The sequence below is a fragment of the Paenarthrobacter sp. TYUT067 genome (assembly GCF_023656375.1).
In the GTDB taxonomy this organism is placed as follows: domain Bacteria; phylum Actinomycetota; class Actinomycetes; order Actinomycetales; family Micrococcaceae; genus Arthrobacter.
This window is the reverse complement of the sequence record NZ_JAMOIT010000008.1, coordinates 140,949-152,938: the sequence shown is the minus strand read 5'-3', so window position 1 is coordinate 152,938 and position 11,990 is coordinate 140,949. Positions and strand designations below refer to the sequence as shown.

At 65.5% G+C, this 11,990-nt stretch carries 11 protein-coding genes; 2 read left to right on the top strand and 9 right to left on the bottom strand.

The genetic code is table 11. The features are described from left to right. Window positions 1-132 precede the first annotated feature (132 nt). Window positions 133-1,215 carry an aromatic acid exporter family protein gene (locus tag MOD31_RS09485; protein WP_223941405.1) on the top strand — a complete coding sequence of 361 codons (1,083 nt, stop codon included), beginning with the start codon at window positions 133-135 and terminating at the stop codon, window positions 1,213-1,215. A 2-nt stretch (window positions 1,216-1,217) separates the two neighbouring features. Here MOD31_RS09485 and MOD31_RS09480 read toward each other — a convergent pair whose 3' ends face one another. Both MOD31_RS09480 and rfaE2 read right to left on the bottom strand, forming a co-directional pair. Beyond that, window positions 1,218-2,252: an NAD-dependent epimerase/dehydratase family protein gene (locus tag MOD31_RS09480; protein WP_250820428.1), complete on the bottom strand. Its 1,035-nt coding sequence runs from the start codon at window positions 2,250-2,252 to the stop codon at window positions 1,218-1,220. Window positions 2,253-2,265: 13 nt separating this feature from the next. Further along, window positions 2,266-3,843 carry a D-glycero-beta-D-manno-heptose 1-phosphate adenylyltransferase gene (rfaE2, locus tag MOD31_RS09475; protein WP_250820427.1) on the bottom strand — a complete coding sequence of 526 codons (1,578 nt, stop codon included), beginning with the start codon at window positions 3,841-3,843 and terminating at the stop codon, window positions 2,266-2,268. Window positions 3,844-4,002: 159 nt separating this feature from the next. Between rfaE2 and MOD31_RS09470 the strand changes: the two genes are divergently transcribed. Further along, the gene (locus tag MOD31_RS09470; RefSeq protein ID WP_250820426.1) at window positions 4,003-5,178 is read left to right on the top strand and encodes a glycosyltransferase family 9 protein; all 1,176 of its coding nucleotides are present in this window, start codon (window positions 4,003-4,005) and stop codon (window positions 5,176-5,178) included. Here MOD31_RS09470 and MOD31_RS09465 read toward each other — a convergent pair. From MOD31_RS09465 to MOD31_RS09435, 7 genes are read right to left on the bottom strand one after another with little or no spacing between them, the layout of a single operon-like run. After that, window positions 5,144-5,839, bottom strand: a complete 696-nt coding sequence (locus MOD31_RS09465; protein WP_011772894.1) for an SDR family oxidoreductase — start codon at window positions 5,837-5,839, stop codon at window positions 5,144-5,146. The two genes, MOD31_RS09470 and MOD31_RS09465, sit on opposite strands and share 35 nt — an antisense overlap. 28 nt (window positions 5,840-5,867) lie before the next feature. Then, window positions 5,868-7,295, bottom strand: coding sequence for a PfkB family carbohydrate kinase (locus MOD31_RS09460; RefSeq protein ID WP_250820425.1), 1,428 nt, complete (start codon window positions 7,293-7,295; stop codon window positions 5,868-5,870). Continuing rightward, entirely contained in the window at window positions 7,292-7,978 is a 687-nt protein-coding gene (locus MOD31_RS09455) for an SIS domain-containing protein (protein ID WP_250820444.1), read from the bottom strand. Before MOD31_RS09455 ends, MOD31_RS09460 begins: the two co-directional genes overlap by 4 nt. Before the next feature lie 14 nt (window positions 7,979-7,992). Then, complete coding sequence (locus MOD31_RS09450) at window positions 7,993-9,261, bottom strand: glycosyltransferase (protein WP_250820424.1); 1,269 nt, start codon at window positions 9,259-9,261, stop codon at window positions 7,993-7,995. After that, on the bottom strand, window positions 9,258-10,271 hold the full coding sequence (locus tag MOD31_RS09445; protein WP_142937205.1) for a glycosyltransferase: 1,014 nt from the start codon (window positions 10,269-10,271) through the stop codon (window positions 9,258-9,260). Before MOD31_RS09445 ends, MOD31_RS09450 begins: the two co-directional genes overlap by 4 nt. Beyond that, a complete protein-coding gene (locus MOD31_RS09440) occupies window positions 10,268-11,356 on the bottom strand; it encodes a glycosyltransferase family 9 protein (protein ID WP_250820423.1) in 1,089 nt (362 codons plus the stop codon). Before MOD31_RS09440 ends, MOD31_RS09445 begins: the two co-directional genes overlap by 4 nt. Beyond that, a complete protein-coding gene (locus tag MOD31_RS09435; RefSeq protein ID WP_250820422.1) occupies window positions 11,353-11,955 on the bottom strand; it encodes an HAD-IIIA family hydrolase in 603 nt (200 codons plus the stop codon). The genes MOD31_RS09440 and MOD31_RS09435 overlap by 4 nt, the downstream gene beginning before the upstream one ends. Window positions 11,956-11,990: the final 35 nt, after the last annotated feature.

The following is an 11,990-nucleotide window of genomic DNA, read 5'->3' as shown; positions in this document are numbered from 1 at the left end:
AGTATCGTTACTATCAATGGGTGTGTACCCGCCTGACCCGGTTCTAATCGCCTGAATCTGCAAAAGATGCCGTGGCCCACATTCGCCGCTTTTCGCTCGACACGGGAGGGCAGACCTGTCAACGTTGGTTTGATGAGCCAATTGCCCAACAGGCGACGGCTGATTCCCGCGCTACGAAAAACCGTGACCCGCCACCGCCTCTTGTTTGCCGCCAAAACGGCTGTTGCCGCCGGACTGGCCTGGTACCTCGCACCGTTTATGCCCGGACCGGCCGCCGAATATCCGTACTACGCACCACTGGGCGCCCTGGTGAGCATGCACCCCACAGTGGCCGACTCCGCCAAACATGGCCTACAGAGCCTGGCAGGGTTGGTGCTGGGCATCGGCATGGCCTTCGCCATCACCACCGTGGCCGCCCCTACTGCCCTTGCCGTCGCGGTGGTGGTGGGACTCGGCGTTCTCATTGGCGGCCTTCCCCGGCTTGGCACGGCTTCCGAGTGGATTCCCATGGCCGCACTGTTCGTCCTTGTACTGGGTGATTCAAATGCGGAGGGATTCTCCTTCGCCTATGTCCTCCAGATGGCCCTGGGCGTCAGCGTTGGATTCGCGGTGAACTGGCTCATATTTCCGCCCCTTCACCTGGATGACATCGATCCCGCCATCGCGGGGCACCAAGGCGCGTTGTCCCGCCAGCTCAAGGACATGGCCCGGGCCATGGAAGAGTCCTGGCCACCAAACCATGAGGCCTGGGCAAGCCGCAGCGACGAACTTTCACTCACGGCAGCCGGCGTCCGGACGGCGGTGCATCAAGCTGAACTGAGCGCCAAAGCGAACCCCAGGTCCCGCCGTCGTGCAACCCGCCTGCCCAGCGATCTGGCCGGTCTGCGCACCCTGGAACGCCTTACCTTCCACGTCCAGGACATCACCGACGTCCTCGCCAGCGCCATCTGGGAGGAGGGGGCAGGGACGGTCATCCCGGATGCCGTCGTGGGCCCCCTTTCGGAAGCTTTGGAGTCCGTGGCGGCGGTGGTCGATCACTGGCGCGACGCCGAAAACGGTGAGTTGGCCAACCGTCTGGCGCAAGCGAAGGACAGCATCGGCGTACTCAGCGACGCCGTGGCCGAGGCCGCCGCTGACCAATCCCCCGTCAACGCGCCGGCGTCCGTGGCCATGAGCCTGCGCCGGATCCTGACCGTGGTGCTGTCTGCCGAATAGGGCTACCGCGGCCTCAGCGGAGGAGATGCCTCCCGCCCCTTTCCTGCGCCGAGTCCATCCAGCATTTCTGCCAGTGACTCCAGCGCAGAATGCGTGGGCGACCAACCCAGAAGAGCGTGCGCCCGGGCGGTGTCAATGATTGGCGCGTTGGCCGCCATGTCCACCCATCCGCCGTCGCTCGCCTGCAGGCGGAGTCGCCAACTGACCTCGACGACGGCGCGCAGCACCGTCAGCGGGAACGGCATCACCCGCCGGGCGTTCAGAATCCACGCCAAGGCGTTGGGGTCGATGACTGGCTGGGCGGCAATGTTGAATGCGCCTTGCGCTTTGCGCTCCACCACTCGCCAGTAGGCATCGGCGACGTCTGCCGTGTGGACTGCCTGGAACACCATCTCTTTGGGGACGGCGAGGAACGGCAACCAAGGCTTACGCGGAACCAGCCGGGGCAGAAACCGTCCCAGGAAGTAGCGGCCAACCTCGCTCCCCGCACCGGCACTAAACATCAGCGCCGGGCGGAGCCGTGCCACCACAATGCCGGGGTTTTCCTTGGCAAAACTGTCCAGGAGCCTTTCCTGCGCTGCCTTGTCCACGCTGTAGTGCGAGCTGCGGATCCCGCCGGCAGGCCAGTCCTCCGTGGTTCGTTGGTCCTTGGGGGCCGGGGAGTACGCTCCCACGGATGATGCGCACACCACGTGTCCCACTCCGGCCTTGCGGGCGGCGGCCAACACGTGGGCTGTCCCGGCTACATTGGTCCGGCGGAGCATCTCCCGGTTGTGGTTCGGCTGGATCAGCCACGCCAGATGAACCAGTGCATCGGCCCCTGCCAACGCTGCTTCCAGGGCGGGTTGATCCTCAGCGGCACTGATGTCCAGGGTGTGCCACTCGACTCCGCGATACGGGGCGGCGTCCTGATCAGGTTGCCGCCGGACCACACCCACCAGCTCCAAGTCCGCGCCCTCTTCAGAACGTGCCCTCTGGAGCCGTTTCAGCAGTTCAGTACCGCCGTGTCCTGTTGCACCGATGATCACCATACGCATGTCTGCTTCTTCCTCAGGTCTGCGGGGCTTCGCCCGTGGAACGGATGCGTTCCAGGACCGCTGTGGTGGAGTGTTCGGGCACGTAGTCCAGGATGGTCACAGTGCCGCCGTAGCGTTCCACCGCCTCGGTTTCCTGGAGCATCTCCGGTGTGTAGTCGCCGCCTTTGGCATAGACATCCGGCCGCAGGAGATCTATGAGCGGTATGGGAGTGGGGGTATCGAAAACCGTGACATGGTCCACGCAGCTGAGTGCCGCAATGACTGCCGCCCGGTCCGCTTCATAGTTGACCGGCCTGTCCGGGCCCTTGAGTTTCCGCACGGAGGAATCGCTGTTCAGCGCCACCACCAGCACGTCACCCAGTTGCTTGGCCTGGTTGAGGTAACGGGTGTGGCCGCGGTGGAGTACATCGAAGCAGCCGTTGGTCAGCACAATCCGTTTTCCCTGCCGGCGGTGCTCGTCCACCTGACGGGCCAAATCGGCGTCCGTCAGTGCTGTATCGGCGAATCCCCGCAGGTGCTTTGCCAGTTCGTCGGTGGTACAAACGGAGGTACCTGGCCGGTGGACCACCACATCGGCGGCCGCTTGAGCCAGGTTCACGCTGCTGGTCAGCGGCATTCCCGCGGCCCGGGCGATAGTCAACGCCGCCACGAACGTATCGCCGGCACCCGAAGCTTGTTTCTCCGCCTGCGGCCGCGCCCAGGTCCGGTGGGTAGCCGGCTTTTGCAAGGTGTCGTTACGCCGGATCGTCAAGGTTCCCTCGCGGTCCAAAGTCACGACGACGGCGGCCGCACCTGAGGCGCGCAGGAGCTGGTCCGCGTGGGCTTCCACAAAGGGACACCTGGCAGCGCCTCCGGGAAACTCGGTCTCCAGCAGCCCGGCGGCCTCCTGCGCATTCGGGGTGGCTAGGTCCGGCTTGAGCCCGGCCCAACGTCCTGGATGGTGGGCGTCCACTACCAGCAGCGTGTCCTGCCGGGCATTGGCAGAGCCGACTTCCGAGGAAACCGGTACGTCGCTTCCGGGACCCAGGTGATCGAAAATTGCATCCCGCACCGCACCGTCCAAAGCGCCCGCTCCGTAGTCGCAGAGAACCACGGCTGATGAGCCGCGGAGGGCTTCCGGGACAGCAGCGGCCATCTGGCGGAGGCCATCAGCGGGGAGCTCCTTGGAGGCATCGTCCAGGCGCAGCATCACCTGCCCGCCGCTGCTCACCCGGAATTTGGTGGTGGTTGTCATGCCTGCATGGGCGACGACGTGCGATACGTCCACTCCCGCCGAGCTGAGCTGATCCAGTAGCATGTGGCCTCCGGAGTCCTCTCCCACCAGGGAAACAAAGCGAACGTCCGCCCCCATCGCGGCGAGGTTCATTGCCGTATTGGCGGCACCTCCCGGGGCGAAGTCGCGGCGCTGGACCTGGACCACAGGGGCCGGGGCTTCGCGGCAGAATCGGTCTATGGTTCCATCCCACCAGCCATCCAGAATGGAATCTCCGATGACCGTCACAACAGGACGTTCCTCGGCCAAGCGACCCGGCAACCAGTCAGCCAAGCCTTCTTGATTGGCCAGGCCTTCTTGATTGGATAGGCGTGCCATGGGGTACCTTCCGATTGGGCTCACAGTTTCCTGTTCCCCTCAGGTACCCCGCGGCGGGGGCTTCACACGCTGAGCCCGGGAGTTTCCGCCCGGAATCACTACGGCCCCGGAGCTACGGAAGAACCAGCCCGAAGCACAGCCAGCGAAAGGAATCATTCCATGGAGAAACCGCTGACGACTCCGAGCCCCGGCGTGGGTCCAATCCTGGAAAAGTTCAATGACGTCAAGCGAATAGCGGTCCTCAGGGGCGGCGGTTTGGGTGACCTGATCTACACCTATCCCGCCCTCTCTGCGTTGAAGAACGCATACCCCGCCGCCACCATCACGCTCTTGGGCACACCCATCCACGCGGCAGTGGTGGCCGCAACGGAAGGTCCCGTTGACGTCGTCCAGATGTTGCCCGTGGCGCGCGGCGTCCACGACGGTCCACGGAACGGCGAGCGCTTTGAGGACGATGCGGAGGATATTGCGGCGCAGGAGGCCTTTGTAGAGGCGATGCGGGCCAAGGAGTTTGATGTTGCGTTCCAGATGCATGGCGGCGGACGCTTCTCCAACCCTTTCCTGCTCCGCCTTGGTGCGCGCCACACAGTGGGCACGCGGACCAAGGACGCGGATCGGTTGGAGCGGAATCTGGACTACGTCTACTACCAGAACGAACCGGACCGCTGGCTGGAGCTCGCAGGTTTGGCCGGAGCTCCGCCGATCATCGCTCCTCCCCTTCGCCCGCTACCGGAACATCAAAGGAACATCGTGGGATTCAGGGACCCTCAACGGAGGTCTTTGGTGGTGGTCCACCCGGGTGCCACCGATCCGCGAAGGCGATGGCCGGCGTCGTACTTCGCTGAAGCGGTGGCCGCAGCAGCAGCCGAAGGGGCGCAGGTGTTGATCGTGGGTGACCGTTCAGAGAAGGCCTTGGCGCAGGAAGTGGCGGAATCGGCGGTCCGGCATCTCACTGAGGTGGACAGCAAAGCCGTGCGCTCCGTGGCTGGCGAATTGGACATTGGAGACTTGGCTGCGCTCTTGGCGGACGCCACGGTGATGCTCGCCAGCGACAGCGGTCCGCGGCACCTGGCGCAGGCGTTGGGGACGCCTACGGTAGGAATCTTCTGGGTGGGCAACGCCCTAAACGCCGGTCCGCGCGGTCGGAGCCTGCACCGCGTCCACATGTCCTGGGTGACGCGCTGCCCGCGCTGTGGCTCGGACGTCACCCAAGTTGGTTGGACGGCACCGCATTGCGGCCACGACGACACCCTCATCAGGGGCATCGCCGTGGCCGACGTTGTTCAGGACGTCCTGGACCTTACGGCCACGAGCCTTCTTCTGCGGGGCAAATAAGGAGTTCGCGGACCTCGCTGCCGAACGGCTGGGAGAGGGCGAACACCACGGCCTGCGCCACGTTGGCGGGATCGTTGAGCTTGGAATCGTCCTGCGGTTTGTATTGTTCGTCGCGGTCATCGAAGAAGTGCGTTTTCATGCCGCCAGGGATGATGGTGGTGACGCCGATGACTCCCCCTGTTTCTGCGGCCAAGGCCCGGCTGAAGCCGATCACTCCGAACTTGGAGGCGCAGTATGCCGTGGCATCAGGCAGCGCCCGGAGCCCGAGTGTGGAGGCGATGGTGATGGCCCGGCCCCGGGATCCCTTGAGGTACGGCAAAGCTGCCCGGATGACGGACACTGTGCCTAGGAGGTTCACTCCGATGACCTTCTCCCACTCCTCTGCCGGAACGTCGCCCAACTTGCCGCAGCGATCAATGCCTGCGGCAGTGACCACCCCATCCAGGCCGCCCAGGGTTTCGGCGGCCTCCTTGACGGCAGCTTCCACTGCTTCGCGGTTGGAGACGTCCACTTCCAAGGCTTTGGCGCCGGAGACGTTGCTGACGTCGCGGTCGAAGACGAAGGGTGTGCCGCCGGCGTCGCGGATGGCTTCCACGATCGCAGCGCCAAGTCCGGAGCCGCCTCCAGTGACGATGACGCGGCCGGGTGTTTGCGTGTTCATGCGGTTCCTCTCGGTGATGGTTGATTGGTCAGCTGACCTTGGCAAGCGCTGCAGCCAAGCCGCTGGTGGAGCGTGCCGGGTGGAAGGGCACTGTCACGCAGCGCCCTCCCCAGTCCGCCAACAAGCGGGCTTCCGGCAATACTTCGGGCGTGTAGTCGCCACCCTTGACCCAGATATCGGGCCGGATGTCGCTGAGGCAGGCTTCGGGGGTGTCCTCGCCGAAGACCACCACGGCGTCAACGCATTCGAGTGCCAGCAGCAACTCCGCCCGGTCTTCGACGCTGACGATTGGCCGGTGTGCGCCCTTGAGCCGCCGGACCGATTCATCGGAATTCAAGCACACGATGAGGCAATCGCCCATGCTGCGCGCGGCGGCCAGCGTCCGGGCGTGGCCGGCGTGGAGGAGGTCGAAGCAGCCGCCAGTGGCCACCACCGTGCCGCCTCTGCTCCGCACGGCCCGGGCCAGTTGGACGCCGTCCGGATGCAGGTCACCGGGGTCCACCACTTCAAGACCCTTAAGTTCGACGACGGGACTCGCTTGGTTCCCGGAAGTTGACGCCGCCGCTTCGGTCACCACCGCCAGCGATGCCGCTCCGCCCGCTGCCAGGAATGCCGACGCATCCTCCACTGCCTTGGTGGCAGCCTGCGCGAGGCCGAGCCCGAGCCCCAAGTACACGGCGAGGCTTGCGGCGAGTCGGTCGCCGGCCCCGCAAGGATCACTGACAGTGGTCCTGGGTGCGGGGATGCCCTGCGCCGCGCCATCGGCGGAGAGCAGGAACGCCCCGTCTGCACCCTTGGTCACCAGAACGGCGCCACTTCCCCACTTTTGGAGCAGGTATTGGCCAGCTTCTTCGGCACCGGTACGGGACGGGTCCAAGCCTCCCGCTTTGGCAGAGGCCAACGCTTCGGCAAGGTTGGGCGTCACGACGGCGACCCCCTCCACGGGTTGGGAACCGGCAGGATGCGGGTCCCACACCACAGGGACGCGCTTGGCAGCATCTGTGAGGGCGGAACGAATCTCGGCGTTGGCGGCGATTCCGCGGCCGTAGTCGGCCACCACAATGGCATCCGCCGAGGCAATGGCATGGAGCATTTCTTCCGTACAAGCCGGGACGGGAGCCGGCGCGCATCCTTCGTCGAACCGGACCATCGGATGCGTCCCGATCCTCACGCGCGTCTTGGTGGGCGTCGGGGCGAGCGCGGCTCCGGCGAGCACAGACACGCCGGTCAGTGCTCGCCTGAGGTGGCTGGCGCCGTCGTCGTTCCCCAACGCGGTGACCAGCGCGACGTCGTGGCCGTCGTGCGCGAGCACGGTAGCCACCAGACCCGCGCCACCTGCACGACGCCGGATGTCGGCCACGTCCACCACCGGCACCGGCGCGTCGGGGCTGAGCCGCGTGGCGGTCCCGTTGATGTCGACGTCGAGGAGGACATCCCCAACCACGGTGATCCTCAAGGCTGCCGCCCTCCGAAGGAGTTCAATGCCGAGCCGGTCCGTCGGGCTACCTCGGCATCAAAGGCCCGGCACACGGCGTGGACGGCAATGAGGTGGCCTTCCTGGGCGTTCGCGGCGATGGCGTCCACGGTGATGGCTTGATCGCAGGCATCGGCGAGCGGGTTGGGGCCGGTGCCCGTGAGTGCCCAGGTGGTGATGCCGCGTTCCCGTGCTGCACGGACGGCTTTGAGCAGGTTGGGGCTGCGGCCACTGGTGGAGAGCAGGATAAGAACATCCCCGGCGCGGCCGTGGGCCCTGACTTGGCGGGCGAAGACTTCCTCGTATCCGTAGTCGTTGGAGAGCGCAGTGAGGGCGGAAGACTCTGCGTGGAGCGAGATCGCGGAAAAGGGCGCGCGCTCCTCGTCGAACCGGCCCACCAGCTCGGCGGTGAGGTGTTGCGCCTCAGCAGCTGAACCGCCGTTGCCAGCCGCCAGCAACCGTTGCCCGGATAGCAGCCTCTTGGCGAGTTCGGTGCCCCACTCGGATAAGCGTCCCGACTGCGAGCGCAGGGATTCCAGAGCGGGCAGGACGTTGTCCAGGTGTTTGGTGACCTCGGCGATGTGGTTGGAATTGCTGGCGTCCGGGGACCACCGGGCAGGCACGTTATCCGGGAGTGCCGACGGGAGGGTGGATTCTTGGGCCATAAGGCCTTTGATAGTCACAGTGCCGTTCCTTCCAATGGTTCCAAGCGTTCGCCGGCTTGCCGGGACAGTCCTGCCGCCAGAACGGATCGGTAGGCTTTCTCGGTGTCTGCGGCGATGCGTTCCCAGGAGTAGCGGGAACGGGCCCGCCGAGCACCGGCACGGCCCATGTCGGCGCGAAGATCAGGATCTGCCAGCAGCTTTCCCAGCGCCTCGGCCAAGGCTTCGGGGTCACGGGGCGGGACATGCAGTCCGGTCTTCTGATCCACCACGGTTTCCCGCAGCCCACCCACAGCTGCTGCCACCACAGGCACGCCACAAGCCATGGCTTCAAGGGGCACAATGCCGAACGGCTCATACCAAGGAGCACAGACCACGGCGTCGGCGCTGCGGAAAATTCCGGGCATCGCATCCCGCGGGACTTGGCCACGCATGCTCACTTTGTCCTCGACGCCAAGTTCCTTCGCCAAGGTATGGAGCCGCTGGGCTTCTGGGTCTTCTTCAAGCGTCAGGGCGTCACCGGAACCGCCCACAATCAGCAGTTCCACGTCGTTGAAGCCCGCCTCTGCCAGCAGCGGCAGGGATTGGATGATCAAGTCCACGCCTTTGCGTTGCACCAGGCGTCCCACGCTGAGGATGCGATGCGTGCGGGACTTGGTTTCGGCGTCGGACGTTCCCGGGAACAACGTGAGATCCACACCGCAGGGTGCGACTGAAATTTTGGACCGGCTGATGCCAAGGGCCTTGAGTTCGAAGACCTCATCGGGGCACGTGGCGATGACCCAGTCCGCGGTGCGTCCTACCCACGGTTCCAGCCATTCCCGGGCCGGCGGGCTGGTGTCCGCGGCCCCTTGGTGGCGGCGTTTCACCGATCCGAGGGCATGGAAAGTCTGCACCACTGGTACGGGATCCGCTGCTTGTGCCCGGCGGGATGCTTGGATGGCAGCGAGTCCGGACATCCAGAAGTGAGCATGCAGCACGTCCGGCAGGTGGCCGGCCCAGTCTGCGCAGATCCCGTCCGCCAGCTCTCCCATGTACGGCAGGAGATCGTCTTTGGGAATGCGCCGGGCCGGACCGGCATCCACGTGAACAACGCTGAGTCCCGGCCCAACCTGCACCTTTGCAGGTAGATCGGGGTCATCGCGCCGCGTGTACACCGTGACCTGATGGCCGCGGTCTGCCAGCGCTGAAGACAACGCCGCCACGTGGACGTTTTGCCCTCCGGCGTCAACGCCTCCCAAGGCGGCCAACGGACTGGCGTGTTCGGAGACCATGGAGATTTTCATGGGTGCGTCCTCTCTGTGTGGTGGCGGCGGGCGCCTTGGGGGAGGTCAGCCAGGAGTTGGTCCCAGGCGCCAAGAAACGTGTCCAGCCCATAGCGTTGCAGCGCGGCCTCGCGGGCCACCATGCCCATGGCGTAGGCGTCGTCGGGGTCATCCAGCAGCCGCCGGGCGAACCTCTGGAGATCGCCGACGTCGTTGGAAACCAAGCCTGCACCGCGCGGAATGGCGCGGCTCGCCTCGGTGGTGGCTAGTGCCAGGACGGGCATGCCAAGGTGCATGGCTTCCAGCAGCGCCAACCCGAGCGAGGTCCAGCGCAGGGGATGAAGGTACAGGCGGCAGCGGGCAAGTTCCTGGTGGAGTTTCGGGGCCGGGACGTCACCGGCGATGCGTAGCCTTTCCTCGCTGAGGCCGAATCCCTTGAGGTTCAGTGCTTCGGGCAGGGCCTCTGTCCCCATGCCGAAGACCCGCAGCGGCCCCACACCGGCAAAGCCCGGGAGCAGGTCCGTTCCCGTGACCCGCCCACGCCGGACAGGCTCGTTAACCACCACGCCCATCTCTTCCTGCTCCCCCGTGTACAGGTGTCCGGGGTCCGGGATGCCGTGCTCAATCACCGTGGTGGTTGCCGTTCCCGTGTCCCAAAAGAGTTGATTGAAATGGGTCACGTGGACCACGGGAATGGCGCCCTGGTCCGCCAAGGGGTGCAGGGTGAATGGGACGTCGCCCTTGGGGGTGTTGTGTTCCAGGTACACGGCCGGGAGGTCAACGCCGGGGCTGCGGCCAAGGGTTCGGGCAACTGCTGCGATTTCTTCCGGCCGCTGAAGGACAACAGCGTCCACACTGCCAGGGTCCAGGGTTTCCAAGTCCACTTCCTGCGCGGCGGCAGGCCACTGACGGCCGCCTCGCCCCAAACCCCACGCGCCGCCGTCGGACGTTTTCGGCAGCAGGTACTCATGCCGGCCGCGGACGAATGCCTCCATCCACCCGCCGTGGACGTGCCACACCAGAATCCTCATGGTTTCCACACCTTCCGTCGGGTGGACAGAGATGACACGCCACCCAGGAGCCGTTCAACAGCTTCCACAACCTGTTCCGGGGTCACTGAGCTCAAGCAGGGATGCCCGGCGACAGGGCAAACACGGGCACGGGAGTTCTTGCAGGGCGCCTCCTGGTCGCCCAGCAGTTCCAGCGGGACGCCGTACGGTGCCCATCGGATGGCTGGAACCACCGGGGCGAACAGGCACACTACCGGCGTGCCCACCGCTGCCGCCAGATGGGCGGGACCGGTATTGCCGGTGACTACGACGGCGGCTCCCGCCAGTACCGCTGCGAGCGTCCGGAGGTTGGTTCCACCGCCCAGGTTCCGGGCAGCGGGGCCGGCCACCGTTGCCGTGAGCGAAGTTTCGTCCGGGCCTCCTGTCACCACCACCCGGTGCCCGTACGCCTCCAAAAGTTCCACAGCTGCTGCGTGGTGAAGTGCGGGCCATGCCCTTGCCGGTGCGGCAGATCCCGGATGGACCACAATGTACCGGCCCTCATCAGCCAGCTCATCAGCCACACCTTCAGGGTCCTCGCCAGTGGTGATGCGAAGCTTCCCATCATCCCCGTTGGGCAGCACATACCCGCCGGCCTCTGCGATGGTGAGCGCCCGGATCGCTTCCGGTTGATCCTCCGGGAAATCCTCGCCAGGTTTGAGCCGGACATCCAGGAGCGAGCCCGCGTAGTCCGTTGATGCACCCGTGATTTTTTTGACGCCGGCCAGGCGAAGGAGCATCGCCAGCGGAAGCGGGGACTGGTGGAAGGAGGTAAGAATGACCGCTTCCTGAATCCGCGAACTGCGGACAAACTCGATCAAGCCCCGGGTCATCTCATCCGTGACAGGCGGCGCGGGATTCACAATCCACGGGCACGCCCACGTGTGCACTTGCGTGACTCCTGGCAGTAGCTCCGCTGCGCTCGATCCTTCGGGACCGCAGAGCAGAACCACGTCATTGGGTCGGCTGCCATCGGGGCGGCTTCCGTTCGCCACGGCCCGCAGGGCAGGTCCGGAAAGGAGGACATCGCCCATACTGTCCAGCCGGGCTACCAGGACGCGGCTCATACAGGGGCATCCTGCTCGTCCAAGGTCCGGGCTATAGTCCGGTCCGGATTTCCGTCCAGAGTCCGGCCCAGAGCCTCCGTCAGCAGGAGCTCCACCGCATGGCCCAGGTCCTCCGCAACACGGCCGGCCGCCTCAATCTCTTCGCGTCGCGTGACTTCCGTTGGCACCAACACAGCCTTGACACCGGCAGCAGCAGCCGCCTCCATGTCAGCACCAATGTCGCCAACGAAGGCCGCCTCCTCCGGGCTGATACCCAGGGTGTGGCAGGCGTCCAGGATCATTCCCGGCTGGGGCTTGCGGCAGGCGCAACCGTCCTCTGGTCCGTGCGGACAGAACTCCCACACGTCGAACGGTCCCAGTAACTGATCCACCCGGTGGTTGACGGAGTGCATCTGCTCCACGGTCAACAGCCCACGCGCCACGCCCGACTGGTTGGTTACCACTCCCGTGGCCAGCCCTGCCTGACGTACTTTTTGCAATGCTTCACGGGCACCATCCATGGGTCGCACCAGCTGCGGATCGCCGTTATATGGCACGTCAACAACCAGTGTTCCGTCGCGGTCAAACAGGACCGCCTTCAACGTTACGGTTCCTCCCATACCCGCAACGTTCCCCGGTTCTCCCGGCGCTAAAC